The organism is Streptomyces sp. NPDC031379 (assembly GCF_055569615.1).
Genome location: NZ_JBVIIT010000010.1, coordinates 95,257 through 121,419, shown reverse-complemented (window position 1 = coordinate 121,419; position 26,163 = coordinate 95,257). Strand labels below are relative to the sequence as shown.

Below are 26,163 nucleotides of genomic sequence, written 5' to 3'. Positions count from 1 at the left end.
ACAAGCCAACCACCCCGGCACCCGGCCGCCCAAATCGGGGCCCGCACGATCATGGGAACAGATGTTCTATTCTGTGCCGCAGTGCTACCGAGGAGGCGTCATGCGCTGGGAGAACCTCACCGTGGAGTCCGGGGAGCCCGCCGAGCACGGCCGGGCGGCCGATGCCGCGCTGTTCGGCGCGGACGCCGTGACCACCCGGACCTTCGACACACCCGAGTTCCGCGGGATCACCTTCCACGAGGTCCGGGCGCGCTCGGTGCTGAACCGGGTGCCGGGTGCCTCGCGCATGCCGTTCGAATGGACCGTCAATCCCTACCGGGGTTGCTCGCACGCGTGCGTGTACTGCTTCGCGAGGAAGACGCACAGCTATCTGGACCTCGACACCGGTATCGGCTTCGACACCCAGATCGTGGTCAAGGTGAACGCGCCGGAGGTGCTGCGCCGCCAGCTGGGCTCCCGCCGCTGGCCGGGCGACCACGTGGCGATGGGCACGAACGTCGACTGCTACCAGCGCGCGGAGGGCCGCTACCGGCTGATGCCGGGCATCATCTCCGCCCTCACCGACCACGCGAATCCCTTCTCGATCCTCACCAAGGGCACCCTGATCCTGCGCGACCTGGACCTGCTGACCCGGGCGGCCGAGGTGACGGACGTCGGCATCTCGGTCTCGGTCGGCTTCCTCGACACCGGGCTGTGGCGCACGGTGGAGCCGGGCACCCCGGCGCCCGAGCGCCGCCTGGACGTCGTACGGACCCTCGGCGAGCACGGCATCGGCTGCGGGGTGCTGATGGCGCCGGTGATCCCGTTCCTGAGCGACGACCCGGCCCAACTGCGGGCCACGGTACGGGCGATCGCGGCGGCCGGCGCCACCTCCGTCACGCCTCTGGTGCTGCATCTGCGGCCGGGCGCCCGGGAGTGGTTCACGGCCTGGCTCGGGCAGCACCACCCGCACCTGGTGCGCCGCTACGAGCGGCTGTACGCGGAGGGCGCCTACGCACCCAAGTGGTACCAGCGCCGGATCACCCGTCAGGTGCACGAACTGGCACAGGAGTACGGCATCGGGCCGACGCGCGCCGGCACGGCCCGCCGGATCCGCCCGGCCCGGCCGGAGGCCGAGGCCCCGTCCGAGCCGACCCAACTCACCCTCATCTGAGAGCGTTCGAGGGCATCCCGCGGCCCAATTGGGTCAAGTATCGGCGGAACGCGTTCTGCGGGTGCCCGTTGCCGGGACGATCCGGCGAGAACCGTGATCCTCGCGGTCCGTCGCAACCTCCGTCCCGGGAGGACCCATGAGAACACGCGCAGCCGTGCTGTGCGCAGCCGTAGCCGTGGTGGCGGGCTCGGTCACGGCCGTCCCCGCGCAGGCGACCGCCGCGGCCTCGTCGGCGCCGACCGCCCCGGCGGCGAAGGCCGTCTGGAAGAAGTGCGGCACGAGCGAGTACCCGACGCTCCAGTGCGCGTCCCTGAAGGTGCCGCTGGACCACGCGCACCCGTCGGGCCGGCAGATCACGCTCGCCCTGTCCCGGGTCCCGCACACCGCGCGGACGTCCCAGGGCCCGCTGCTGGTCAACCCCGGCGGCCCCGGGGGAAGCGGGCTGACGCTCGCCGGATTCGTCGCCTCGGCGCTGCCCAGGGAGGTGGCGGCCCAGTACGACGTCATCGGCTTCGACCCGCGCGGGGTGGGCAAGAGCACCCCCGCCCTGGACTGCGCGCCCGGCCACTTCGCACCGGGACGCCCGGACACCGTGCCGGCCACGCCCGCGCTGGAGCGGGCGAACCTGCAGCGGGCGCGGTCCTTCGCCGCCGCCTGCGGCCGCAAGTACGCCGACGTCCTGCCGTACATCGACACCGTCAGCGCGGTCCGCGACATGGACTCCGTCCGCCGGGCCCTCGGCGCGAGGAAGATCAGCTACTTCGGGTACTCCTACGGCACCTACCTCGGCGCCGTCTACGCCAAGCTGTACCCCGAGCGGGTGCGCCGGCTGGTGCTGGACTCGATCGTCGACCCGACCGGTGTCTGGTACGAGGACAACCTGGGCCAGGACTACGCCTTCGACACCCGCCACCGCGCGCTGATGGCGTGGATCGCCAAGTACGACGCCACGTACCGGCTCGGCAAGGACCCCGCGAAGATCGAGGCCGCGTGGTACACGATGCGGGCGTCCCTGGCGAGGAACCCGGCCGGGGGCAAGGTCGGCGCCCCCGAACTGGAGGAGACCTTCATCCCCGGCGGCTACTACAACGGCTACTGGCCCTACCTCGCCGAGGCGTTCTCGGCCTACGTCCGCCACAAGGACACCCGGCCGCTGGTGAAGGCGTACGAGAACTTCGCCGCCGTGGACACCGAGGGCGACAACGGCTACAGCGTCTACACGGCCGTGCAGTGCCGGGACACCTCCTGGCGGCGCACCTGGAGCCGGTGGAACTCGGACGCCTGGAAGGTGTACGCCAAGGCGCCCTTCATGGCCTGGAACAACACCTGGTACAACGCGCCCTGCGCGTTCTGGCCGACCGGCCCGCTGGAGCCGGTGGACATCACCAACCGCAAGCTGCCGCCGACGCTGCTCTTCCAGGCGACCGACGACGCTGCCACCCCCTATCCGGGCGGTGTCACGGCCCACCGGCTGCTGGCCGGCTCCAGCCTGGTGGTCGAGGAGGGCGGCGGCAACCACGGCATCTCGCTGAGCGGCAACGCCTGCCTGGACAAGCACCTTTCCGCGTACCTGTCCGACGGCAGGGTGCCGCGCGGCGCCGGTACGGCCGACGCGGTCTGCCAAAGGTCACCCGACCCGAAGCCGCTCACGGCGAAGGCGGCCTCGACGTCGTCCCGCGGCTCCACCCTGCACGAACTGCTGGGCTTCCGCCGGTAGCCGTCCCGGCCGGCGACGGGCGCCGAAGCTCCTGCCGGAGATCGAGGCGGTCGCGGTGGCGGGCGGATAATCACGGGCGCGCCCCGGAGCGGCTCCCTAGGCTGCCGTCATGGAGGACCCGTACACACTCATCCGTCCGATGGCCCTCGCCGACTGCGACCGCGTCTCGGAGATCCGCGTGCGCGGCTGGCGCCACGCCTACCGGGGGATCGTGCCCCAGGCCTACCTGGACGGACTCAGTGTCGCGGCGGACGCCGAGCGGCGGCGGGGCCGGTTCGCGCAGGGGGACGGCTCCGTGGTGAACCTGGTCGCGGAGCGGGGCGGTGAGATCCTCGGCTGGGCGGCGCACGGACCCTACCGGGACGGGGAGGCGCGCACCGGGGACGCCGAGCTGTACGCGATCTACGTCGACCCGGCCCACCTCGGCGGCGGGATCGGGCGGGCCCTGCTGGGCGAGGCGGTCCAGCGGTGCCGGTCGTGGCCGCGGATGCGTCTGTGGGTCCTGAAGGACAACGCCCCCGCCCGCCGTTTCTACGAGCGCGCCGGCTTCCGGCCGGACGGTGCCGAGGAGCCCTTCGAGGCGGACGGCGTGCCCGTGCCCGAGGTGCGGTACGTCAAGGACCTGCGGGGCTGACCGGGCGTCATCTCACCTCCGGCTGCTGCGGGATCCGCGCCAGCGCGTGCACCGCCGCCTCCGCGAGCGCCGGATGCGCCAGGGCCTCGTTCAGCACCCGCCGGGCGCGGTCGTCGCCGAGCGCGCCCAGGCCCTCCACGCAGGCGAGGGCGACTCGCCGGTAGGGGTCGTGCGGGCGCAGCCGCCGCTCCAGGGTGGTGATCAGCGCGGGCACGGACTCCGGGGCACGCAGGGCGGCCAGCAGCCGCACCGGGTGCAGGGCGTAGGCGACGCGCAGTTCGTTGGTGGCGAGGGCGGCGGCCGCCCGGGCCGTGCGCGGGTCGCCGAGCCGGGCCAGCGCGTGGGCGGCGGAGGCGCAGCGGGGCGGGTCGCGGTGGTTGAGCAGCAGCACCAGGGACTCGAAGGCACGCCGGTCGCCCGCGAGGCCGAGGCGGAAGGCGGCCAGCTCCCTGGCCCACAGCGGCTGTCCGGGAGCGGTGAGGACTTCCGCCAGTTCACTGTGGTCCGCGGTGCCCAGCAGGTGCTCGAAGCCCGCCGAACCGCGCGCCTCCCGCCGTAAGCGTTCCGTGAGCGATCGCAACTCTTCGTCCACGAGCACCAGCGTAGAGGGGTTGCGCCGGCAGAGGGAGCCACATCACAAAGTCCGGGGACTAGCGCGCTCGTTACCCGCCGGTTAAGCTCATACGAGCGAGGAACCCTCTCGCACTTCGCTGGCGACGGTTTGGTGACGCGGCCGTCGCGAGCGCTTGATCGGTTCGGTACACCCTATGTACCGCAGTACGACCCGGCTCCGGGACAGGGCCGGTCGGAGATCCGCCGCTCCCGGGCGTGTGCACGCCCGCGGCACCGGCAAGCACCGGGCGTGTGCGCTCGCAGCCCGGCCACACCCGCACTCCTTTCCGCACCGTGGTGCGCCCCTCGGGCGCACCCGGCGCGTTCCTCGTCGTCACCCTCATTTCTGGAGTCCCGCGATGGCCACTCCCCTGTCCCCCCAGTCCGGCACCCCGCTGTCCCCGCTCAAGACGATCGCCGTCGTCGGCCTCGGCACCATGGGCACCGGCATCACCGAGGTCCTCGCGAAGGCAGGCCGCGAGGTGATCGGCATCGACATCAGCGAGGCCCAGGCCGCGCGGTCGCTCGCGGCCCTGGAGGCCGCCACCGCCCGCGCCGTGGCACGCGGCCGGCTCACCGAGGAGGAGCGGACCGGGACGCTGGCCCGGGTCCGCACCTCCACCGACCTGCGCGCCGCCGCCGACGCCGACCTCGTCATCGAGGTGGTCCCGGAGTCGTACGAGATCAAGCAGCAGATCTTCCGCGAGCTGGACGGCATCGTCCGCCCGGAGACGATCCTCGCGACCGGCACCAACGCCCTGTCCGTGACCCGGCTGGCCGCCGACTCGGCCCGTCCCGAGCGCGTGCTCGGCCTGCACTTCTTCAACCCGGCGCCGGCGATGAAGCTGGTCGAGGTCGTCTCCTCGGTGCTGACCGCGCCGCAGGCCGTCGCGACGGTCACGGACCTGGCGCTCGAGCTGGGCAAGGAGCCGGTCGCGGTCGGCGACCGCCCCGGCTTCGTCGCCGACGGCCTGCTGTTCGGCTACCTCAACCAGGCCGCCGCGATGTACGAGGCCAGGTACGCCTCCCGCGAGGACATCGACGCGGCGATGCGGCTCGGCTGCGGTCTGCCGATGGGCCCGCTGGCCCTGCTGGACCTGATCGGCATCGACACCGCCCGCACGGTCCTGGACGCCATGTACGCCGAGTCCCGCGACCGGCTGCACGCCCCCGCCCCGATCCTCAAGCAGCTCAGCGAGGCGGGCCTGACCGGCCGCAAGTCCGGGCGCGGCTTCTACACCTACGAGGCTCCGGGCAGCGCCACGGTCGTGCCGGACGCGCTGACCCCGGCGGAGGGCGGCTCGCCCGTCGCCGGCCGCGAGGTCCGCTCGGTCGGCGTCGCGGGCTCGGGCACGATGGCCTCCGGCATCGTGGAGGTGTTCGCGAAGGCGGGCTACGAGGTCGTGGTGGCCGCCCGCAGCGAGGAGAAGGCGCAGGCCGCCAAGGCCCGGATCGGCAAGTCCCTGGCGCGCTCCGTCGACAAGGGCCGGCTGACCGCCGAGGCCGCCGCGCAGATCCTGGACCGGATCACCCCGGCCGGGTCCTACGACGCCTTCGCCGACGTCGACCTGGCCGTCGAGGCGGTCGCCGAGGACCTGGAGATCAAGCGGCAGCTGTTCCAGACGCTGGACAAGGTCTGCAAGCCCGGGGCGGTCCTGGCCACCACCACCTCCTCGCTGCCCGTCGTCGCCTGCGCCCGCGCCACCTCGCGCCCGCAGGACGTGATCGGCATGCACTTCTTCAACCCGGCGCCGGCGATGAAGCTGGTCGAGGTGGTCCGTACGGTGCTGACCGCGGACGACGTCCACGCGACGGTCCGCGAGGTCTGCGTCAGGATCAAGAAGCACGCCGTCGACTGCGGTGACCGCGCGGGCTTCATCGTGAACGCGTTGCTGTTCCCGTACCTCAACAACGCGATCAAGATGGTGCAGGAGCACTACGCGTCCCTCGACGACATCGACGCGGCGATGAAGCTCGGCGGCGGCTACCCGATGGGCCCCTTCGAGCTGCTGGACGTGGTCGGCCTGGACGTCTCGCTGGCCATCGAGAAGGTGCTGCACCGCGAGTTCCGCGACCCGGGCCTCGCTCCGGCCCCGCTGCTGGAGCACCTGGTGGCCGCGGGCTGCCTCGGCCGCAAGACGGGCCGCGGTTTCCGCGAGTATGCCCGCCGCTGACGGCGTCGGCGACTGGTTCGACGGCGCCCCCGAGGGCGCGGACTGGGGCGGACTGCTCGATCCGGTGGACGGTCCCCCGCCCTTCACGGGCGGGGGAAACCCGGCACCTGCGCATCGAGCTGGGCACATGCAGTACGTTCGGGTCATGTCCCAGCCCGCCAAGTCCTCACGTACACCAGCTACGCCCGACGCGCCGGAAAGTGCCGCAGGCAGTCGCGCCGCCGCCCAGCGGCTCAAGATGCGCCGAGAACTGGCGGCCGCAGCCATGGAGCTGTTCGCGACCAAGGGGTACGAAGCCACCACCGTCGACGAGATCGCGGCCGCGGCCGGCGTCGCCCGCCGCACGTTCTTCCGCCACTTCCGCTCCAAGGAAGAGGCGATCTTCCCGGACCACGACGACACACTGATCCGCGCCGAGGCGGTCCTCAACGCCGCCCCCGCGCACGAGCATCCACTCGACACCGTGTGCCGCGGCATCAAGGAAGTCATGAAGATGTACGCGGCCCGGCCGGAGATCTCGGTCGCCCGCTACAAGCTGACCCGGGAGGTGCCCACCCTGCGGGAGGCCGAGATCGCCTCGGTCGCCCGCTACGAGCGCCTGTTCACCCGGTATCTGCTCGGCCACTTCGACGAGCACGCACACGCCGACGACGCCAACGACGACCCGTTGCTGGCCGAGGTCGCCGCCTCCGCCGTCGTCACCGCCCACAACCACGTCCTGCGGCGCTGGCTGCGGGCGGGCGGCCAGGGGGACGTGGAGGCCCAGCTGGACCACGCCTTCGCGATCGTGCGGAAGACGTTCGGCACGGGGATCGGGGCCGGACGCGGGCCGGCGGGCAGGGCGGCCACCACCGTCCCGGCGGCGGTCTCCGCGCGCGGCGAGGTGCTCGTGACGGTCGCCCGCACCGACGCGCCGCTGGACGAGGTCATGCGGACCATCGAAGAGGCTCTGAGCGAGCGCTGACCGCTCTCCTCGCCCTGTGATGACGGCCACCCTTCGGGGTGGCCGTTTTGCCATGTCAGGGGCCATTTTCGAGCGGATTTCACGGGCCGTTCGATCGATCATCGCTCATTTGTTCCGTAAAGATTTCATCTGAGGCGAACTCCTGGCACTCAGTGCCTTGCCACCTGACACGCGGTGTCATACGTTGAAGGTGTCCGGGCGGCCGGCGAGCAGAGACCATTCGTTCGCCGGCTGTCCCCGCAAGCCAATGGCCTGCGCGCCCGGACGCCTGCGTCACAGGCACCCTCCCGCGCCACAAAGCGCTGCCGAAGCACCACCGAGCCGAACCGACGGCACTCTTCCCCAAACCCTCAGCAGCACTCATCGCAGCACCGACGAACCCTCAGCGCCCCTCCCTCAGGGCGCTCACCGCCGGAGGCAACACCGTGACCGTGAAGGACATCCTGGACGCGATCCAGTCGAAGGACGCCACGTCCGCCGATTTCGCCGCCCTGCAGCTCCCCGAGTCGTACCGCGCGATCACCGTGCACAAGGACGAGACGGAGATGTTCGCGGGCCTGGAGACCCGCGACAAGGACCCGCGCAAGTCGATCCACCTCGACGAGGTGCCCCTGCCCGAACTCGGCCCGGGCGAGGCCCTGGTGGCCGTCATGGCCTCCTCGGTCAACTACAACTCGGTGTGGACCTCGATCTTCGAGCCGCTGTCCACGTTCGGGTTCCTGGAGCGCTACGGCAAGGTCAGTGAGCTGACCAAGCGCCACGACCTGCCGTACCACATCATCGGCTCCGACCTCGCGGGCGTCGTCCTGCGCACCGGCCCGGGCGTGAACGCCTGGAAGCCCGGCGACGAGGTCGTCGCCCACTGCCTGTCCGTCGAGCTGGAGTCCTCCGACGGCCACAACGACACGATGCTCGACCCCGAACAGCGCATCTGGGGCTTCGAGACCAACTTCGGCGGCCTGGCGGAGATCGCCCTGGTCAAGTCGAACCAGCTGATGCCGAAGCCGGACCACCTCAGCTGGGAGGAGGCCGCCGCCCCCGGCCTGGTGAACTCCACCGCCTACCGCCAGCTGGTCTCCCGCAACGGCGCCGCCATGAAGCAGGGCGACAACGTCCTCATCTGGGGCGCGAGCGGCGGTCTCGGCTCCTACGCCACCCAGTTCGCGCTGGCCGGTGGCGCCAACCCGATCTGTGTCGTCTCCAGCGACCAGAAGGCGGACATCTGCCGCTCGATGGGCGCCGAGGCGATCATCGACCGCAACGCCGAGGGCTACAAGTTCTGGAAGGACGAGAACACCCAGGACCCGAAGGAGTGGAAGCGCTTCGGCAAGCGCATCCGCGAGCTGACCGGCGGCGAGGACATCGACATCGTCTTCGAGCACCCCGGCCGCGAGACCTTCGGCGCCTCGGTCTTCGTCACCCGCAAGGGCGGCACCATCACCACCTGCGCCTCGACCTCGGGCTACATGCACGAGTACGACAACCGCTACCTGTGGATGTCGCTGAAGCGGATCATCGGCTCGCACTTCGCCAACTACCGCGAGGCCTGGGAGGCCAACCGCCTCATCGCCAAGGGCAAGATCCACCCGACCCTGTCGAAGACGTACTCCCTGGAGGACACCGGCCAGGCGGCCTACGACGTCCACCGCAACCTGCACCAGGGCAAGGTCGGCGTGCTGTGCCTCGCCCCCGAGGAGGGCCTGGGCGTGCGCGACGAGGAGATGCGCGCCAAGCACATCGACGCCATCAACCGCTTCCGGAACATCTGAGGGCCTTAGATGACAGAGCGTCAGAAGGACCGTCCGTGGCTCATGCGGACGTACGCCGGCCACTCGACGGCCGAGGCGTCCAACGAGCTGTACCGGCGCAACCTCGCCAAGGGCCAGACCGGCCTGTCGGTGGCCTTCGACCTGCCGACGCAGACCGGCTACGACCCCGACCACATCCTCGCCCGCGGCGAGGTCGGCCGGGTCGGCGTGCCCGTCTCGCACCTCGGTGACATGCGCCGGCTGTTCCAGGACATCCCCCTGGAGCAGATGAACACCTCGATGACGATCAACGCCACCGCCATGTGGCTGCTGGCGCTCTACCAGGTCGTCGCCGAGGAGCAGGGCGCGGACATCACCAAGCTCCAGGGCACGACCCAGAACGACATCGTCAAGGAGTACCTGTCCCGCGGGACGCACGTCTTCCCGCCGGGGCCGAGCCTCCGCCTGACGACGGACATGATCGCGTACACGGTCTCCCACATCCCGAAGTGGAACCCGATCAACATCTGCAGCTACCACCTGCAGGAGGCCGGGGCCACACCGGTGCAGGAGATCGCGTACGCGATGTCCACCGCCATCGCCGTCCTCGACGCCGTGCGCGACTCCGGCCAGGTTCCGCAGGAGCGCATGGGCGACGTCGTCGCCCGCATCTCCTTCTTCGTGAACGCGGGAGTCCGCTTCGTCGAGGAGATGTGCAAGATGCGGGCGTTCGGCCGCATCTGGGACAAGGTCACCCGCGAGCGGTACGGCATCGAGAACCCCAAGCAGCGCCGCTTCCGCTACGGCGTCCAGGTCAACTCCCTCGGGCTGACGGAGGCGCAGCCGGAGAACAACGTCCAGCGGATCGTGCTCGAGATGCTGGCCGTGACCCTCTCCAAGGACGCACGCGCGCGTGCCGTGCAGCTGCCGGCCTGGAACGAGGCCCTCGGCCTGCCCCGGCCCTGGGACCAGCAGTGGTCGCTGCGCATCCAGCAGGTCCTCGCGCACGAGAGCGACCTGCTCGAGTACGAGGACATCTTCGCGGGCTCGCACGTCATCGAGGCGAAGGTGAACGCCCTCGTCGAGGAGTCCCTCGCCGAGATCGACCGGATCCAGGAGATGGGCGGCGCGATGGCGGCCGTCGAGTCCGGCTACCTCAAGGCGCAGCTGGTCTCCTCGCACGCCGAGCGGCGGGCCCGGATCGAGTCCGGCGAGGAGAAGATCGTCGGCGTCAACATCTTCGAGACGACCGAGCCGAACCCGCTCACGGCCGACCTGGACACCGCGATCCAGACGGTCGACCCGGCGGTCGAGGCCCGCGTCGTGGAGGCGATCGGGACCTGGCGCGACACCCGCTACCAGCCGCCCTTCAACCACCCGCGCCCGTGCAAGGCGCTGGAGCGGCTGAAGGAGGCCGCCAAGGGCACCGGCAACCTCATGGAGGCCACCCTGGAGTGCGCCCGTGCCGGGGTCACGACCGGCGAGTGGGCGGGGGCCCTGCGCGAGGTGTTCGGCGAGTACCGGGCACCCACCGGGGTGTCCTCCGCGCCGGTGGCCGTCGCCGCCGATCCCGGCTCGGCCATGGCCGAGGTCCGCGCCAAGGTGGACGCCACCGCGCGCGAGCTGGGCGTCGGCAAGCTGCGCTTCCTGGTCGGCAAGCCGGGCCTGGACGGGCACTCCAACGGCGCCGAGCAGATCGCCGTACGCGCCCGTGACGCCGGCTTCGAGGTGGTCTACCAGGGCATCCGGCTCACCCCGGAGCAGATCGTGGACGCGGCCCTGGCGGAGGACGTCCACGCCGTGGGCCTGTCGATCCTGTCCGGCTCGCACGCCCAGCTGGTCCCTGACGTGCTGGAGCGGCTGCGTGTGGCCGGTGCCACAGATATACCGGTGATCGCAGGTGGCATCATCCCGAACGGTGACGCCGAACAGCTCAGGGCCGCCGGCGTGGCCGCGGTATTCACCCCGAAGGACTTCGACATCACCGGAATCATCGGCCGCATCGTCGACGAGATCCGGAAAGCGAACAAGCTCGACCCCCTGGAGGTCCCCGCATGACGACCGTCAACCGCCTTCGCCCGCGGCGCTCCTGCCTGGCCGTGCCCGGCTCGAACCCGCGCTTCCTCGAGAAGGCGCAGGGCCTCCCGGCGGACCAGGTCTTCCTGGACCTGGAGGACGCGTGCGCGCCGCTCGCCAAGCCCGAGGCACGGCACACCATCGTCAAGTTCCTCAACGAGGGCGACTGGACGGGCAAGACGCGGGTCGTGCGCGTCAACGACTGGACGACCGAGTGGACGTACCGGGACGTGGTCACGGTCGTCGAGGGCGCCGGCCAGAACCTCGACTGCATCATGCTGCCGAAGGTCCAGAGTGCCGAGCAGATCGTCGCCCTGGACCTGCTGCTGACGCAGATCGAGAAGACCATGGGCTTCGAGGTCGGCAAGATCGGCATCGAGGCGCAGATCGAGAACGCGCAGGGCCTCAACAACGTCAACGCGATCGCGCAGGCCTCCCCGCGCGTCGAGACCATCATCTTCGGCCCGGCCGACTTCATGGCCTCCATCAACATGAAGTCGCTGGTCGTGGGCGAGCAGCCGCCCGGCTACCCGGCGGACGCCTACCACTACATCCTGATGAAGATCCTGATGGCCGCCCGCGCCAACAACCTCCAGGCGATCGACGGCCCCTACCTCCAGATCCGCAACATCGACGGCTACCGCGAGGTCGCCCGGCGCGCCGCCGCCCTCGGCTTCGACGGCAAGTGGGTGCTGCACCCGGGCCAGGTCGAGGCGTCCAACGAGATCTTCTCGCCCTCCCAGGAGGACTACGACCACGCCGAGCTGATCCTGGACGCGTACGACTACTACACGTCCGAGGCGGGCGGCAAGAAGGGCTCCGCGATGCTCGGCGACGAGATGATCGACGAGGCCAGCCGCAAGATGGCCCTGGTCATCTCCGGCAAGGGACGCGCAGCCGGCATGCAGCGCACGTCGAAGTTCGAGATCCCGGAGGCCTGAGCGCGATGCAGTTCGGACGCACGTACGAGGAGTTCGAGGTCGGGGCGACGTACAAGCACTGGCCGGGCAAGACGGTCACGGAGTACGACGACCACCTGTTCTGTCTCCTCACCATGAACCACCACCCGCTCCACATGGACACCAACTATGCGGAGAAGACGACGGACTTCGGCAAGAACGTCGTCGTGGGCAACTACATCTACTCCCTCCTGCTCGGCATGTCCGTCCCGGACATCTCCGGCAAGGCGATCGCGAACCTGGAGATCGAGTCGCTCAAGCACGTGGCGCCGACCTTCCACGGCGACACGATCTACGGCCAGACGACCGTGCTCGACAAGTGGCCGTCGAAGTCGAAGGACGACCGCGGGATCGTCTACGTCGAGACCAAGGGCTACAAGCAGGACGGCACCCTGGTGTGCGTCTTCCGCCGCAAGGTCATGGTGCCCACCGAGACGTACATCAAGGAGCGCGGCGGCGAGCAGCCGGGCCGCCCGGAACTGAAGCAGCAGGAGAAGTAGGCATGGCCCGTCTCGCCCAGACCGCCGGTCTGACCGACGTCCAGCAGGAGATCCTCTCCACGGTTCGGGACTTCGTCGACAAGGAGATCATCCCTGTCGCGACCGAGCTGGAGCACCGCGACGAGTACCCGCAGCAGATCGTGGACGGCCTGAAGGAACTCGGCCTCTTCGGTCTGATGATCCCCGAGGAGTACGGGGGGCTGGGCGAGTCGCTCCTCACCTACGCGCTGTGCGTGGAGGAGATCGCCCGCGGCTGGATGTCGGTGTCCGGCATCATCAACACGCACTTCATCGTGGCGTACATGCTCAAGCAGCACGGCACGCAGGAGCAGAAGGACCACTTCCTGCCCCGGATGGCGGCCGGCGACATCCGCGGCGCCTTCTCGATGTCCGAGCCGGGCCTCGGCTCCGATGTGTCGGCGATCACGTCGAAGGCGGTCAAGGACGGCGACGAGTACGTCCTGAACGGTCAGAAGATGTGGCTGACGAACGGCGGTACGTCCTCGCTCGTGGCCGTCCTGGTCCGAAGTGACGAAGGACACCCCGAGGGCACGGCCCCCCACAAGTCGATGACCACCTTCCTGATCGAGAAGGAGCCGGGCTTCGGCGAGGTCCGCCCGGGACTGACGATCCCCGGCAAGATCGACAAGATGGGCTACAAGGGCGTCGACACCACCGAGCTGATCATGGACGGCCTGCGCATTCCGGCCGACCGGGTGCTCGGCGGGGTCACCGGCCGAGGTTTTTACCAAATGATGGACGGCGTCGAGGTCGGCCGCGTCAATGTGGCGGCGCGTGGCTGTGGCGTCGCTCAGCGTGCGTTCGAACTGGGTGTCCAGTACGCCCAGCAGCGGCACACTTTCGGCAAGCCGATCGCCCAGCACCAGGCCATCCAGTTCAAGCTGGCGGAGATGGGCACCAAGGTCGAGGCCGCGCATGCAATGATGGTCAACGCAGCACGCAAAAAGGACTCCGGGGAACGAAACGACCTCGAAGCAGGCATGGCGAAGTACCTCGCCTCCGAGTACTGCAAGGAGGTCGTGGAGGATGCCTTCCGGATCCACGGCGGCTACGGCTTCTCCAAGGAGTACGAGATCGAGCGCCTCTACCGGGAGGCCCCGATGCTGCTCATCGGTGAAGGTACCGCCGAGATCCAGAAAATGATCATCGGGCGCAGGCTGCTCGAAGAGTATCGATTCCAGGGCTGAATGTCCGGATACGGGGTGTTTTCTTCGAGAAGAAGATCACACCCCGTAGACACTCTTCCGCCGCCGACTCGGCTTCCTGGCTTGCCCAGTTGTAGCCCGCGACCGGTACGATCCCGGAAAGCCGCCGTCCCCCGTCATAGCGCGGCATCATCCGCTACGAAGGTCATCCATGCCCCACAGCCAAACCTCTGCACACCGCGACAGCCTGGTAGGCGCACGCCTCGCGCGCGGAGCATCGCCGTGGCTTCTCCCGACCGTCGCCACCGCAGCCCTCAGCCTGGCCCGCGCTCGCCGCTCGGGCGCCGCCAAGGCCGTTGCCGTGCCCGCCACCGCGCTGGCGGCGGGCATGCTGTGGTTCTTCCGCGACCCCGAGCGTGAGATCGCCACGGGCACGGTCATCTCGCCCGCCGACGGTGTGGTGCAGAGCATCATGCCGTGGAAGGACGGCCGCACCCGCGTCGCGATCTTCATGAGCCCGCTCAACGTCCACGTCAACCGCGCGCCCCTCGCGGGCACGGTGACGTCGGTCGAGCACATCCCCGGCGGCTTTGTTCCGGCTTTCAACAAGGAGAGCGAGAACAACGAGCGCGTAGTCTGGCATTTCGACACCGAACTCGGCGACATCGAGATGATCCAGATCGCCGGCGCGGTGGCCCGCCGCATCGTGCCCTACATCCCCGAGGGCACGAAGGTCGAGCAGGGCGACCGTATCGGTCTGATCCGCTTCGGCTCGCGTGTCGACCTCTACCTGCCCGAGGGCGTGGAGGTCGCGGTCGAGGTCGGCCAGAAGACCGTGGCTGGGGTGACTCGCATTGACCGTGATTGATCCGGAGACCCAGGCGGGCTGGGTGCCCGAGGCCGACGAGGTGGACGAAGAGGAGGAGATGCCCCTCTCTCTCCGCCTGTCGATAGCGGACACCCTCACGCTCGGCAACGCCACGTGCGGCTTCATGGCGGTGTACTTCACCACCACCGGCATCCTGATCCCGCACCTCACCGGCAGCCAGGAGTCCGGCATGGCCCGCCACAGTGCGGCCACGGCGGTCATCCTGATGCTGTGCGCGGCGGTCTTCGACCTGTTCGACGGCCTGGTGGCGAGGAAGCTTCGCTCCTCCCCCATGGGCGCGGAGCTGGACAACCTCTCCGACCTGATCAGCTTCGGCCTGGCGCCCGCGTACTTCGTCCTCGTCTACGGCATGGTCGCGGACGACGCGCACCAGAGAGTGGCCGCGCTCGGGGCAATCGTGGTGCTCCTGGCCGTGGTCCTGCGCCTTGCGCGCTTCTCGTGCGTGACGATGAAGGACGGCATGTTCCAGGGCATGCCCTCGCCGTTCGGCGCGCTGACGGTCGTCTCGATCGTGCTGCTGGAGCTGCCCTTCGTGGCGACGCTGCTGGCGATCCTGGGCACGGCGTGGCTGATGGTGAGCCGGGTGGAGTACCCGAAGCCGCGGGGCCGCCTGGCCGGCGCGATGCTCTCCTGGATCGTCCTGTCCATGGGGCTCCTGGCGGCCTGGGCCTTCGAGGCCCCGAGCGGCCAGCTGCTGCTCCAGACGGGCTGCGCGCTGCAGCTGGTCATGGGCGCGGTGATCCCGCTGTTCGCCACGGCTCGCCGGGTGAACAACTTCCGCGACAACCGGCGTGAGGCCAGGGCCGCGCAGCTGCCGTAGGAATGAACGCCGAGGGCCCCGAACCCAGGGTTGGGTTCGGGGCCCTTCGCCGTCCGGGTGCGGAGCCCCGGCCTCCGGCCTGTGCCCACCCCCTCGACTCGGCCGGCCGGGACGGTGCCTGTTCGGCCCACCGAGTCGGGTGGGTGAATGGGAAACGGGGATCCGGGGCGGAGCCCCCGGGGCCTCAGGCCAGGTGGTCCTCGGCGATCCGGGCGGCGACGCGCTCCAGGATCGGGCCCGCCTCCGCGATGCACTCGGCCACGTCGGGCTCGACGGACGTCAGGGGGTACGCCTGTTCGATCCCCGCCCGCAGCAGCGCCTCCTCCGGCAGGGCGAGCCGGCCGCACACCGCGACGACCCCCTTGCCCGCGGCACGCGCCGCCGCGGCCACCCCCGCCGGGGCCTTCCCGTGCAGCGTCTGCTCGTCCAGGGACCCCTCCCCGGTGATCACCAGGGAGGCCCGCTCCAGGGCGGGCGCGAAGCCCAGGACGTCCAGCATGACCTCGATGCCGGGGCGGAAGCGCGCGCCCAGGAGCAGGGCGCCGTAGCCGATGCCGCCCGCCGCGCCCGCCCCCGCGGCCGCCGCGTGCTCCGCCGCCCGCGGCCCGACCTCGGCCTCCAGGACCTTCGCGAAGTGGGCGAGGGCCGCGTCCAGGGTCGCCACGTCGTCCGGCGAGGCCCCCTTCTGCGGGCCGTACACCGCGGGCGCGCCCTTCGGCCCGGTCAGCGGGTTGTCGACATCGCTGGCCAGCACCAAATCGACCGAGGACAGCCGGGGGTCGAGACCGGAGAGGTCGGCGCGGGCCAGGCCGGCCAGCCCGCCGCCACCCGGGTACACCGGCTCGCCGTTCTCGTCCAGGAAGCGCGCGCCGAGCGCCGCCAGCATGCCCGCGCCGCCGTCCGTCGTGGCACTGCCACCGACGCCGAACACGATCGTCCGCGCGCCCGCGTCCAGCGCGGCCCGCAGCAGTTCCCCGGAGCCGTACGTGGAGGCCGTCAGCGGTGCGAAGACACCGGCCGGAAGACGCTGCAGTCCGCTCGCCTCGGCCATCTCCACCACCGCCGTGCCCTCGCGCAGCGCGAACGCGGCGGTGACCTCCTGGCCGAGCGGTCCTGCGACCCGGATCTCCCGGCGTTCGAAACCGGCCGCGACCGCCGCGTCCACGGTCCCGTCGCCGCCGTCGGCCACGGGCAGCGCCTCGACCCGAAGATCCGGCACGACCCGGCGCAGCCCGGCCGTCACCCGCTCGGCGACCTGTACGGCCGTCAGCGAGCCCTTGAACTTGTCCGCGGCGATGAGCACCCGACGGGTCTCGTTCACTGCAGCGTCCGCCACCTTGCTTTCCCCTTGCTCTCCGGGCCCCGCGCACGTCAGGGCCAGTCGCGCCGCTGTGACCATAACCTCAGGACGCCCTCCCCGTCATGCCCCGACCGAACCCTGGGAAAGCCCCTGGGACGGGGCCGGGGAAAACGGGTAGACCCCAGCCATGACCACCCGGCCCCTGACCACCCGGCGCACCGAGCCCGGCCTCGCCGACCGCATCCACGGCGGCTGGCTCGGCCGGATCGCGGGCAACATGCTCGGCAAGCCGGTCGAACTGGGCGAGGTGTGGACCCGCGACCGCATCGACCGCTATCTGCGGCGGGCCGCCGCCCTGCCGCTCACCGACTACCTGCCCGAGCCCGCCGACGCGGCCGAGGCCGCCGTGCTGCGCCCTGAGTGGCGTGAGTGCGTGCGCGGCCGCATCCACGGCAGCTGCCGGGACGACGACGTGGACTACGCGATCCTCGGCCTGCACCTGCTGGAGACCCACGGCTTCGGCTTCAGCACCGAGCAGGTCGGCGATCTGTGGCTGCTCCGTCTGCCGTACCTGCAGACCTTCACCGCGGAGCGGGCGGCGTACCGCAACCTCGCGAACGGGCTGAAGCCGCCGCTGACGGCGACGTACGACAATCCCTGCCAGGAGTGGATCGGCGCCCTCATCCGCGCCGACGTCTACGGCTGGACCTGTCCCGGCGACCCGCCGCGCGCCGCCGGCCTCGCCCGCCGGGACGCGGTGCTGTCGCACACCGGCAACGGTGTCTACGGCGCGATGTTCGCGGCGGGACTGATCTCGGCGGCCTTCACCGCCGCGACCGTGCGTCAGGCGCTGGAGCGGGCGCTCGGACTGATTCCGGCGAGCAGCCGCCTGGCCCGTACCGTGCGGCGGGTCGCGACGCTGCACGAGGCACGGCTGCCGTGGGAGGAGACCCTGGCCACGCTGTCGGAGGAGACCGCCGGGCTCGGCTGGATCCACACCGTGCCGAACGCCGCCGTGCTCACCGCCGGGCTGCTGTACGGCGACGGCGACTTCACCCGGACCATCGCCCTGACCGTGCGCGGCGGCCTGGACACCGACTCCAACGGGGCGACGGCCGGCTCGGTGGCCGGGGTCCTCACCGGCGCGGCCGCGATCCCGGACCAGTGGAAGGACCCGCTGGAGGACACCGTCCGCAGCGCGGTGTTCGGCTTCGACGGCGTACGGATCAGCGAGCTGGCGGCGCGCACCCTGCGGCTGGCGGACGAGCGGCGGGAGAAGGACGGGGCCGGCGGCTCGAATCCGTCGTAAGCACCGTCACGAGGGTGCGCCGGTCGGCACAATGAGCCCATGCCGGAGTACTTGGAACTCGACCTGGCCGGAGCCGCGGTGCGTGTGGAACTCGCCGATGTCGGCGAGCCGTTGGCGGACGACGGCCTGCCCGCGGAGTTCGGCGTGCCGAGCCCCGTCTCGCGCGGCGGGAGCCGGGTCGCGTCCGCGGCCGCGGACGCGCTGCGGGCCACCCTGCGCCCGCTGGGCCCGCTCCTGGACGAGGTGCACGACGCGGTCCGCGGTGCCGCCAACCCGCCGGAGTCGTTCACCGTCGAGTTCGGCATCGAGGTCGGCAAGGACCTCAAACTGGGCGTCGTGGGTGTGAAGGGCGCGGCCACGATGACCGTTTCGGCCACCTGGCGGCATGAGGTGCGCGGAGCCTAGGACGTGAGCTGGTTCCGCAGGCCCGCGGGCGAGCCGCCTGTGGTCTCCGTGCTGCGCCGGGACGGCGGCCCGGCCGTCGGCGCGGCGGCGCTGCTCTCCCCCGACCGGGTACTGACCTGTGCGCACGTCGTCAACGACGCCCTCGGCCGGGCGCCCCGCAGCACCGGGCGGCCCGACGACGAGATGGTGGAGGTCGCCTTCTGCCAGGGCGAGCGGCGCGTCAAGGCGCACGTCGAGGTCTGGGTGCCCGAGCGGCCGCGGCCGGGCGGGACCTGGCACGGCGACCTATGCGTCCTCCTGCTGGCCGAGCCCGCGCCGCCCGACAGCGAGCCGGTCGTCTGGGCCGACATGGCCGAGGGCGACGGCCTGCGGGTCTGGCACGGCAGCGGGTACCAGGTGACCTTCGCGGACGTCGAGGCGAAGCGGCTCGACGACGGACTGGGCCTCGTGGACGGCTCGTTGTCGGGCGCGGCCATCGGCCCCGGGCACAGCGGGGGGCCGCTGCTGCGGCGCGCCGACCACCGGGCGGTGGGCCTGGTGACGGGCGAACTGCGCCTGCCCGCAGGACCGTTGCAGGCCGGACACGTGGTGCGGCGCGCCTGGGGACTGCCCTGGCAGTCGATCCGCGCCGAGCTGACGGCGGCGGGGGCCGGTGAGGCGCTGGCCGCCTGCCACACCGACCGGTGCGAGCCGGCCGACGCCCTGGTCGGGGACGAACTGCTGACCGTGCTGCGGGAGTTGATGCCGCTGCCCACCGAACGGGCCGAGCACGCCCGGCAGCTCGCGGCCGACCTCGGGCTCGACACCCCGCAGGACGACAGCGCGCCGCGGCCGGAGGAACTGGCCGAGCTGCTGCTGGGCACCGCCCGGGCGCTGCCCACGCTCAGCGAGTCCCTCGCGACCCGCAACCGGTCCCGCCCCGGCCGCCTCGACGCCCTGCTGCGCCTCGGCACGGCCATCCCGGCCGCGGGCCTGCTCTCCCGGCACGAGTACGCCGTACTCGCCGAGCGGCTGCGCACGGTCGTCGCCCGGGACGCGGGCCTGCCCGGCCGGGCGGCGCAGGCCGCCCTGCGCTTCACCCCGCTGCCCCCGGTGCTGTGCACGGCCGCGCTCCGGCCGGACCGGCTCGACGAGGCGGTCACCGCACTGGAGGCCTGCGCGTACGAGCCCGGTCCGGACGGCATCACGCGGATGCCGCCGCTGCTGCACTGGGCCGAGTTCGTCGCGGCCGGCCTCCCGGAGGCCGAGCGGGATCTGCGGGACTGGAGCGACCGCGTCTGCGCCCGGCTCGGGGTGCACCGGGCGGCGCTGGCCGAGCGACGGGCCGACGCCGAGCGCTGGGCGCGGTCCGCCACGCCCCCGGTGTCCCGGCTGCTGGTGCGGCTCACCCCGGAGAGCGGCTCGCCCGAGCTGTTGCGCTGCCGGCTGTGGCAGCGCACCTCCGGCGGCTCGGTACGGCGCCTCGACACCGCGGCCGGGGACACGCCGATGACCGCCGCCGAGGCGGCCGAGCTGATCCGGGTGGGCGCGGAGCGCTCCTACGACCCCGCCCGGTCGGCACCGCCCGCCGTGGACGTCGAGGTGACGCGGGCGTGGCTGCATCTGCCGGTGGACCAGTGGGACGGCGGCAGCCCCAACGAGTACCTGCCCAGCCAGCCGCTCGGCGTCTCCTTCCAGCTGACCCTGCTCTGCCCGGAGATGAGCAGGCGTGTCCCCGACCGTGACGCGCACCGGCGGCGGCGCTGGGGGGACGGGCACCGGCGCTCGCTCGTCGTCGACGCGTCGTGCGCGGACGGGGCACGGCTGGCCCGGCTGCTGGCCGGGGGCCGGCACTACACCACCAACCACGTGGTGGTGCACGGTTCCCCGGAGCAGCGCGAGCAACTGCTCAACGTGTGCCTGGCGCTCGGGGTGCCGGTGGTGCTCTGGGACCGGGACGCCGTGGGCCACGAGCACGCGGACCGGCTCGCCCCGCTGGCGCCGGCCGGTGCGCTGACCGACCTCCCGGAGCGGGTACGGGAGTTCCGGTCCGCGACGGAGCGGCCGCCGGCCAGTCCGGCGCTCGTCTTCGACGTCGGCACCTGGGACGGCCTCGCCGCCGAGGGCCACGGTCCGCAGCAGATCGACCCCGACGAAGGAGTCTGCGCACCATGACCGCAGCACACGCGCGCACCGGCGAGGACGGAACGCCGCCGACCGACGACTGGCGCCTGTTCCGTGGTGACGGGCGGACCCGGCCGGTGGACTTCCCCGAGCCTCCCCCGTGGCGTCGTTTCTCGGGCGGCCCCGAGGACGCGCCGCGCCCGCGCCCGTATCTGATCGGCCCCGAGGAGGCGGACGTGGTCAACGCGGCGCTGTTGCTGCGCCGCCCGCTGCTGGTGACCGGACATCCCGGGACGGGCAAGTCCTCACTGGCGTACGCCGTCGCGCACGAGCTGTCGCTGGGCCGGGTGCTGGCCTGGCCGGTCAACAGCCGTTCCACGCTCCAGGACGCGCTCTACCGGTACGACGCGATCGGCCGGCTCCGGGAGGCGAACCTGCGCCGGGAGCGGACCGAGAGGGGTGCCGAGCCGTTGCCCGAGGGCCCCGGTATCGGCTCCTATGTGCGGCTGGGCCCGCTGGGCACCGCGCTCGTCCCCGGGGAGCGGCCCCGGGTGCTGCTCGTCGACGAGCTGGACAAGGGTGATGTGGACCTGCCCAACGACCTGCTGACGGTGTTCGAGGAGGGCGAGTTCGAGATCCCGGAGCTGGCGCGGCTGCCCGAGGATGAGGGCACGATCGAGGTGCTGACGGCGGATCCCCGGCGCACGGTGCCGGTGACCCGGGGGCGGCTGCGCTGTTCCCAGTTCCCGGTCGTCGTCATCACCAGCAACGGCGAACGCGAGTTCCCGCCCGCCTTCCTGCGCCGCTGCGTCCGGCTCGACCTTCCCGAACCGGACGAGACGCGGTTGCGTGACATCGTCCGGGCCCATCTCGGCGATGCCGCGCTGGACGGCGTGGACGACCTGCTGCGCGCCTTCCTCGACCGGCGGGCCCGCGGCGAACTGGCCACCGACCAGCTGCTCAACGCCGTGTTCCTGCGCAAGGGCGGGGTGGAGCTGCCGGCCGACGGTCTGCTCACCGCCGTACTGCACCGCCTCGGCGGGACGGTGTAGCCGGCGTGCGACCCGAGCCGGAGGCGCACGCCGGCGCCGAGCGGACCCCCGCAGGGGTGCGTGGCCCCGCCGAAGGGCCCGACGGTCACGGCCGCGACGGGGGCGACGGCGGGCAGCCCGGCGGGCAGCCCGGCGGCGAGCTGGTCGGCCGGGTGGCGCGGGTGCTGGCCGGCAGTGGGGTGGACCTCTCGCCGGACGAGTTCCTCGACGTGCTGTGGCTGGCCCGGCGGCTCCCGGCCGGGCAGGGGGCGCTGACGGCCTCGGCCGTCGTCGCGCCGCAGGCCGAGGCCGCCGGGGCCGGCACGACCGAGGTCCCGGCGACCTGTCCGGAGCCGGTGCCGCCCGCGCCCTCCGCCCCCGGCGAGGATCCCCCGGCACCGCGCCCGGCCGCACCGGAGCAGGCGGACGCCCTCGCGGCGGCGGTGGAGCGGCTCGTCGCCCTGCACGCCGCTCCCGCGGCGGCGTACGACCGGCCCCGCGACACCCTGCCCGCGCGGCCTCTGCGCACGCCGTCCGCCGGCCCCGCGCGCGCCGGTGAGCTGCAGCTGAGCCGGTCCCTGCGCCCGTTGAAGTTACGGGTGCGCGACCCGCACGGCTGGGAGCTGGACGAGACCGCGACCGCCGAGGCGATGGCCGAGGCCGGGCTGACGGACGCCGTCCTGCGACCGTCCCGGGTCCGCTGGCTCGACGTCGTCCTGCTCGTCGACGACGGCACGTCGATGCTGCTGTGGCAGCGGCTGGTCTCCCGGGTGAAGGGGCTCGTGGAACGCGCGGGCGCCTTCCGCACCGTACGCGTCCTGGGGCTGCAGACCCGCGCCGGGCAGGCGCCGTGGCTCACCCACCGTCCGTTCCTGCCCGGTGCCGCGCCGCTGCCGCCGTCCACGGTCACCGATCCGGCCGGGCACACCCTGCTCCTGGTGATCAGCGACGGGGCGGGCGCCGCCTGGCGGGACGGCCGGATGGCCCGGCAACTGGAACTGTGGGCGCGCAGTGGTCCCACGGCGGTGCTGCACGCCCTGCCGCCGCGGCTGTGGGACGGCTCCGGTATCCGGGCGGAGCCCTGGCAGGTGACCACCCGGCGGCGGGGCGCGCCCAACGCCGCCTGGGAGGTGGCCGATCCGCTGCTGCCGCCCCAGCTGGCCGCGTTCGGCCGCCGGGTCCCGGTGCCCGTGCTGGCCGCGGAGCCGGTGGCGCTGGCCCGCTGGGCCGGTCTGGTGGCCTCGCCGGGCGCCAGCGCGGTGCTGCCCCTGCTGGCCGAGCCGCACCCGGTCACACCCGGGGGCGGAACCGGGTCCGACGCCGCCGGCACGGTCCTGCGCTTCCGGGAGACGGCCTCCGCCGAGGCCTACCGGCTGGCCGCCCATCTGGCCGCCGTCGCCCCGGTGTCCGTCCCGGTGATGCGTCTGGTGCAGCGGGCCCTCGGGCCGGACATCACGACCGGTCACCTGGCCGAGGTGTTCCTGGGCGGGCTGCTGCGGCGCACGGCCGAGGACACGCTCACCCCGCAGCACCGGGGCTACGACTTCTCCGACGCGGTCCGCGCCGTCCTGCTGGGCACCGCACCGGCCGCCGACCTGCTCCGCACCAGCCGACGGGTCGCCGACGGGCTCGGCCGTCTCGCCGACGGCCCTCGGAACCTCCCGGCCTGGCTGGCCCACCCGGAGGGGGTGGAACGCGTCGCGGCCGACAGTCACCCGTTCACCTGGCTGAGCCGGCGACTGCTGCGCAGGCTGGGCATCGGGGAGCCTCGGGCGGACGCACCGGGCGGGACGGATCCCGGCGCACGGCCCCTCCCCGACGCGGGCGGCGCGCAGGACCCGGACGCGCAGGCCGGTCCGACGGCGACCGACGCCCCGGCCGACGAGCCGCCGTTGCCCGACTACGTCGGCGCCCCCGGCTCGGAGTGGCTCCCGCTGGCCCCCGGCAACCCGCGCGCGGCCGGTTCCTGGCGGCTGTTCGCCCGGCACGCCCTGGCCCGCACCGAGTCCGGGCTGTTCCTGGGCCGCGCCGAGGACGGCGCGGTCGCCGTGCTCCGGCTGACCCGGGCGAAGTCCCGGGCCCGCGCGACGCTGCCGCGGCAGGCCGCGGCGCTGCGGGCGCTCGAGGGCAGGCAGGCCCCCCGGCTGCTGGAGGAGGGGGACACGTGGCTGGCGACCGAGGTCTTCCCGGGTGGCCGCTCGCCCCGGCCCGCCACGAGCCTGGCCGCCGGGCTGGGGACGAGCGACCGGTTGTTCCGGAACGTGTTCGCCCAGGTCGCCCGGGAGACGGCCACCGTCCTCGCCCGCGCCCACGCCCTGGGGGTCGTCCACGGCGGGCTGTCGGCGGGGCGGATCCTGATGACGGACCGGCTCGTGTGCGTCACCGGGTGGGCGGTGGACGAGCACCCCGACGGGACCGCGCACGACGTGCAGCGCCTGGGCACGTTGCTGCTCGACGTCGGCGAACCCTGGCTGTCCGAACCGCTGCGCTCGCTGCTCCGGCGCTGCTCCAGCCCCATCCTCGCCGACCGGCCCGATGCGACCCAACTGGCTTTGGCCTTCCGCGACTTCGCCCGGGACGCCGGGCTCCCGCCGGCACGGCTGCCCGAGGTGCCGCCCGAGGTGACCGTCGGAAGCGGTGCCGACGGGGGCCGGGTGGTGCTCGACCTGGCCACCATGGGACCGCACGGCCGGATCCACGGCCCGTTCAACGTCCGGGCCGCGTTGCTGCGAGCGATCGTGAACGGCATGCTCCGGCGCCGGTACACCCCCGACGAGACCCGGTTCGTGCTGCTCGCGGGCGCCCGTGTGTACCTGGACGGCCCGGCACTGAACCTGCGCCAGATCGACCACTACGACGATGTCCCCACCCTGGCCGGGGAGCTGCGAGGGGAGATCCGCCGGCGCCGCCTGTTGCTGGGCGAGGCGCAGGCCGCCGGGAAGGCTCCCCCTGTGACGGCCGCGATCGTGGTCGTCGCCGAGGAGCCGGACCACGCGGCGGTCCGGGCCTGGCTGGACCCGCTGCCCGCCGGGCTCGGCCTGTACGTCGTGGTCCTGGACACGGCGGTGTCCACGCCGCCCGGACCGGGCTACGTCATCGAGATGGCTCCCGGAGGAGAGGGACGGCTGCGCCACCCCGGCGCTCCCGGCCGCGGCAGCCGCTTCCGTCCGCTGTCCCCCGTACCCCCCACCGACGATGCGGACCGGCTGCGGGAGGAGCAGCGGTACGCGGTCTCCCTCGGGCGTTCCGGGCGGGTCGAGGAGGCGCTGCAGGCCCTGCGCGACATCGCCGCCCGGCAGCAGGCGCTGCTCGGCACGGGGCACCGGGACACGCTCACCAGTCGCTACGAACTCGGGTACCTGTGTCTGCGCTCCGGGCGTCTGGAGGAAGCGCTGGATCTGTACCAGGACACGGCCGACGGGCGCATGTTCCTGCTCGGGGCCGACCATCACGAGACGCTCGCCGCCCGCCAGCAGTGCGCGTACACGCTCGGCCGGATGGGCCGCCTCGAGGAGGCCTGCGCGATGTACCGCACGGTCCTGCAGTCCTGGCAGCGGGCCGTGGGCCCGGACGACCACACCACGCTGCACTGCCGGCACAGTCTGGCCGCCGCGCTGAACGCCCTGGGCCGGCATGCCGAGGCGGTGCCCGAGGCGCGGGCGGTGGCGGAGAGCCGGGGCAGGAGGCTCGGCCCGGAGGCCGAGGACACCCTGGCGAGCGCCTACCAACTGGTCGTCGCCCTGCACGGTTCGGGCGCGGCGGGCGAGGCCGCGGCTCTCGCCGAGGAACTGCGCGCGCGGCAGCTGCGCGTCCTGGGTCCCGGCCACCCGGAGACGGCGGAGGTCCGGCGGTTCCTGGAGGGCCGCCGAGGCCCGTTACCCTCGGCAGAGTGACCACTGCTGACTTCGCCGCGTACATCGCGAGCCTGCCCCGTGTCCTCGCCGGTGCCGCCGCGCTCTTCCGGGACGCCGAGGGGCGGGTGCTGCTCGTCGAGCCCAACTACCGTGAGGGCTGGGCGCTTCCGGGCGGGACCGTCGAGTCCGACGACGGGGAGACCCCGCGCCAGGGCGCCCGCAGGGAGACGCTGGAGGAGATCGGGCTCGACCGGGAACTCGGCCGGCTGCTGGCCGTGGACTGGGTGCACGGCGCGGGGCGGCCGCCGCTGGTGGCGTACCTGTACGACGGCGGTGTCCTGCCGGAGGCCGACTTCAAGGCCATCCGGCTGCAGGAGGAGGAACTGCTGTCCTGGCGTCTGGTCCCCCGCGAGGAGATCGGAGCCCATCTGCCCGGCGCGCTCGGCCGCCGTGTCCTGGCCGCCCTGGACGTCCTCGCGAGCGGCTCCGGCACGGCGGAGCTGGAGAACGGCCACCGGGTGGCGTGACCGGTCAGCCCTCCGGGTCCCGCGGCTTGGCGTCCACCTCGCGCAGCGCCTCGTCGCGGGCGGCGGTCCGCGCCTCCGTGCGGTGTCCGCGCTCGATGTAGTCGCGGACGACGAGTTCGACGGCGTCCTGGGGGTTGCCCACACCGGCGAGCACCATGACTTCCACGACGAGCTGGGCGTCGAGCGAGACAGTCACCTTGGCCATGCCGGGACGCTAGCACC

General features: G+C 72.5%; 21 protein-coding genes. 18 read left to right on the top strand and 3 right to left on the bottom strand.

Going from position 1 to position 26,163, the window contains the following annotated elements; translation table 11 throughout:
- Window positions 1-100: 100 nt before the first annotated feature.
- The 3 genes from ACZ5CW_RS16645 (at window position 101) to ACZ5CW_RS16635 (ending at window position 3,504) form a co-directional block, all read left to right on the top strand.
- Window positions 101-1,153: an Rv2578c family radical SAM protein gene (locus ACZ5CW_RS16645; RefSeq protein ID WP_468601791.1), complete on the top strand. Its 1,053-nt coding sequence runs from the start codon at window positions 101-103 to the stop codon at window positions 1,151-1,153.
- A 136-nt stretch (window positions 1,154-1,289) separates the two neighbouring features.
- A complete protein-coding gene (locus ACZ5CW_RS16640; RefSeq protein ID WP_468601789.1) occupies window positions 1,290-2,870 on the top strand; it encodes an alpha/beta hydrolase in 1,581 nt (526 codons plus the stop codon).
- A 109-nt stretch (window positions 2,871-2,979) separates the two neighbouring features.
- Entirely contained in the window at window positions 2,980-3,504 is a 525-nt protein-coding gene (locus ACZ5CW_RS16635; protein ID WP_468601787.1) for a GNAT family N-acetyltransferase, read from the top strand.
- Window positions 3,505-3,511: 7 nt separating this feature from the next.
- On the opposite strand, the gene ACZ5CW_RS16630 is transcribed toward ACZ5CW_RS16635, so the two are convergent.
- Window positions 3,512-4,096 carry an adenylosuccinate lyase gene (locus ACZ5CW_RS16630; protein ID WP_468601785.1) on the bottom strand — a complete coding sequence of 195 codons (585 nt, stop codon included), beginning with the start codon at window positions 4,094-4,096 and terminating at the stop codon, window positions 3,512-3,514.
- Window positions 4,097-4,475: 379 nt separating this feature from the next.
- Here ACZ5CW_RS16630 and ACZ5CW_RS16625 point away from each other — a divergent pair, with 379 nt between their 5' ends.
- The 9 genes from ACZ5CW_RS16625 to pssA all read left to right on the top strand — a co-directional run bounded on the left by ACZ5CW_RS16625 (window position 4,476) and on the right by pssA (window position 15,412).
- Window positions 4,476-6,290: a 3-hydroxyacyl-CoA dehydrogenase family protein gene (locus tag ACZ5CW_RS16625; RefSeq protein WP_468601783.1), complete on the top strand. Its 1,815-nt coding sequence runs from the start codon at window positions 4,476-4,478 to the stop codon at window positions 6,288-6,290.
- A 145-nt stretch (window positions 6,291-6,435) separates the two neighbouring features.
- Window positions 6,436-7,254, top strand: a complete 819-nt coding sequence (locus ACZ5CW_RS16620; protein ID WP_468601780.1) for a TetR family transcriptional regulator — start codon at window positions 6,436-6,438, stop codon at window positions 7,252-7,254.
- Between the two features lie 431 nt (window positions 7,255-7,685).
- A complete protein-coding gene (ccrA, locus tag ACZ5CW_RS16615; RefSeq protein ID WP_468602070.1) occupies window positions 7,686-9,023 on the top strand; it encodes a crotonyl-CoA carboxylase/reductase in 1,338 nt (445 codons plus the stop codon).
- A 9-nt stretch (window positions 9,024-9,032) separates the two neighbouring features.
- The gene (locus ACZ5CW_RS16610) at window positions 9,033-11,060 is read left to right on the top strand and encodes a protein meaA (RefSeq protein WP_468601778.1); all 2,028 of its coding nucleotides are present in this window, start codon (window positions 9,033-9,035) and stop codon (window positions 11,058-11,060) included.
- Window positions 11,057-12,019 (top strand): HpcH/HpaI aldolase/citrate lyase family protein, encoded by a 963-nt coding sequence (locus ACZ5CW_RS16605; RefSeq protein ID WP_468601776.1) that lies wholly within the window; start codon window positions 11,057-11,059, stop codon window positions 12,017-12,019. Before ACZ5CW_RS16610 ends, ACZ5CW_RS16605 begins: the two co-directional genes overlap by 4 nt.
- A 5-nt stretch (window positions 12,020-12,024) precedes the next feature.
- A complete protein-coding gene (locus tag ACZ5CW_RS16600) occupies window positions 12,025-12,537 on the top strand; it encodes a MaoC family dehydratase (protein ID WP_145884642.1) in 513 nt (170 codons plus the stop codon).
- A 2-nt stretch (window positions 12,538-12,539) separates the two neighbouring features.
- Window positions 12,540-13,745, top strand: a complete 1,206-nt coding sequence (locus tag ACZ5CW_RS16595; RefSeq protein WP_386576085.1) for an acyl-CoA dehydrogenase family protein — start codon at window positions 12,540-12,542, stop codon at window positions 13,743-13,745.
- Between the two features lie 169 nt (window positions 13,746-13,914).
- The gene (locus tag ACZ5CW_RS16590) at window positions 13,915-14,571 is read left to right on the top strand and encodes a phosphatidylserine decarboxylase (RefSeq protein ID WP_468601773.1); all 657 of its coding nucleotides are present in this window, start codon (window positions 13,915-13,917) and stop codon (window positions 14,569-14,571) included.
- A gap of 22 nt (window positions 14,572-14,593) precedes the next feature.
- Window positions 14,594-15,412, top strand: a complete 819-nt coding sequence (gene pssA / locus ACZ5CW_RS16585; RefSeq protein ID WP_468602068.1) for a CDP-diacylglycerol--serine O-phosphatidyltransferase — start codon at window positions 14,594-14,596, stop codon at window positions 15,410-15,412.
- Window positions 15,413-15,596: 184 nt separating this feature from the next.
- Here pssA and ACZ5CW_RS16580 read toward each other — a convergent pair whose 3' ends face one another.
- Entirely contained in the window at window positions 15,597-16,733 is a 1,137-nt protein-coding gene (locus tag ACZ5CW_RS16580; RefSeq protein WP_468601771.1) for a glycerate kinase, read from the bottom strand.
- 166 nt (window positions 16,734-16,899) lie between these two features.
- On the opposite strand from ACZ5CW_RS16580, the gene ACZ5CW_RS16575 reads away from it, so the two are divergent.
- Genes ACZ5CW_RS16575 through ACZ5CW_RS16550 form a run of 6 tightly spaced genes read left to right on the top strand, consistent with a single transcriptional unit; the run spans window position 16,900 to window position 25,941 of the window.
- Complete coding sequence (locus tag ACZ5CW_RS16575) at window positions 16,900-18,021, top strand: ADP-ribosylglycohydrolase family protein (RefSeq protein WP_468601769.1); 1,122 nt, start codon at window positions 16,900-16,902, stop codon at window positions 18,019-18,021.
- Window positions 18,022-18,060: 39 nt separating this feature from the next.
- A complete protein-coding gene (locus ACZ5CW_RS16570; RefSeq protein WP_468601767.1) occupies window positions 18,061-18,426 on the top strand; it encodes a CU044_2847 family protein in 366 nt (121 codons plus the stop codon).
- A 3-nt stretch (window positions 18,427-18,429) separates the two neighbouring features.
- Window positions 18,430-20,580: a VMAP-C domain-containing protein gene (locus ACZ5CW_RS16565; protein WP_468601765.1), complete on the top strand. Its 2,151-nt coding sequence runs from the start codon at window positions 18,430-18,432 to the stop codon at window positions 20,578-20,580.
- The gene (locus ACZ5CW_RS16560; RefSeq protein WP_468601763.1) at window positions 20,577-21,581 is read left to right on the top strand and encodes an AAA family ATPase; all 1,005 of its coding nucleotides are present in this window, start codon (window positions 20,577-20,579) and stop codon (window positions 21,579-21,581) included. The genes ACZ5CW_RS16565 and ACZ5CW_RS16560 overlap by 4 nt, the downstream gene beginning before the upstream one ends.
- A 5-nt stretch (window positions 21,582-21,586) precedes the next feature.
- A complete protein-coding gene (locus ACZ5CW_RS16555) occupies window positions 21,587-25,453 on the top strand; it encodes an SAV_2336 N-terminal domain-related protein (protein ID WP_468601761.1) in 3,867 nt (1,288 codons plus the stop codon).
- Entirely contained in the window at window positions 25,450-25,941 is a 492-nt protein-coding gene (locus ACZ5CW_RS16550; RefSeq protein ID WP_468601759.1) for an NUDIX domain-containing protein, read from the top strand. Before ACZ5CW_RS16555 ends, ACZ5CW_RS16550 begins: the two co-directional genes overlap by 4 nt.
- 4 nt (window positions 25,942-25,945) lie before the next feature.
- Here the strand turns inward: ACZ5CW_RS16550 and ACZ5CW_RS16545 are convergent, their stop codons facing one another.
- A complete protein-coding gene (locus ACZ5CW_RS16545; RefSeq protein ID WP_468601757.1) occupies window positions 25,946-26,146 on the bottom strand; it encodes a DUF2191 domain-containing protein in 201 nt (66 codons plus the stop codon).
- Between the last annotated feature and the right edge of the window lie 17 nt (window positions 26,147-26,163).

Excerpts from the sequence above, each read along its gene's own strand:
- ACZ5CW_RS16640 (WP_468601789.1), top strand. The coding sequence starts at position 1,290 with ATGAGAACACGCGCAGCCGTGCTGTGCGCAGCCGTAGCCGTGGTGGCG.
- ACZ5CW_RS16635 (WP_468601787.1), top strand. The coding sequence starts at position 2,980 with ATGGAGGACCCGTACACACTCATCCGTCCGATGGCCCTCGCCGACTGC.
- ACZ5CW_RS16625 (WP_468601783.1), top strand. The coding sequence starts at position 4,476 with ATGGCCACTCCCCTGTCCCCCCAGTCCGGCACCCCGCTGTCCCCGCTC.
- ACZ5CW_RS16560 (WP_468601763.1), top strand. The coding sequence starts at position 20,577 with ATGACCGCAGCACACGCGCGCACCGGCGAGGACGGAACGCCGCCGACC.
- ACZ5CW_RS16620 (WP_468601780.1), top strand. The coding sequence starts at position 6,436 with ATGTCCCAGCCCGCCAAGTCCTCACGTACACCAGCTACGCCCGACGCG.
- ACZ5CW_RS16590 (WP_468601773.1), top strand. The coding sequence starts at position 13,915 with ATGCCCCACAGCCAAACCTCTGCACACCGCGACAGCCTGGTAGGCGCA.
- ACZ5CW_RS16575 (WP_468601769.1), top strand. The coding sequence starts at position 16,900 with ATGACCACCCGGCCCCTGACCACCCGGCGCACCGAGCCCGGCCTCGCC.
- ACZ5CW_RS16645 (WP_468601791.1), top strand. The coding sequence starts at position 101 with ATGCGCTGGGAGAACCTCACCGTGGAGTCCGGGGAGCCCGCCGAGCAC.
- ACZ5CW_RS16600 (WP_145884642.1), top strand. The coding sequence starts at position 12,025 with ATGCAGTTCGGACGCACGTACGAGGAGTTCGAGGTCGGGGCGACGTAC.
- ACZ5CW_RS16595 (WP_386576085.1), top strand. The coding sequence starts at position 12,540 with ATGGCCCGTCTCGCCCAGACCGCCGGTCTGACCGACGTCCAGCAGGAG.
- ACZ5CW_RS16605 (WP_468601776.1), top strand. The coding sequence starts at position 11,057 with ATGACGACCGTCAACCGCCTTCGCCCGCGGCGCTCCTGCCTGGCCGTG.
- ACZ5CW_RS16610 (WP_468601778.1), top strand. The coding sequence starts at position 9,033 with ATGACAGAGCGTCAGAAGGACCGTCCGTGGCTCATGCGGACGTACGCC.
- ACZ5CW_RS16545 (WP_468601757.1), bottom strand. The coding sequence starts at position 26,146 with ATGGCCAAGGTGACTGTCTCGCTCGACGCCCAGCTCGTCGTGGAAGTC.
- ACZ5CW_RS16570 (WP_468601767.1), top strand. The coding sequence starts at position 18,061 with ATGCCGGAGTACTTGGAACTCGACCTGGCCGGAGCCGCGGTGCGTGTG.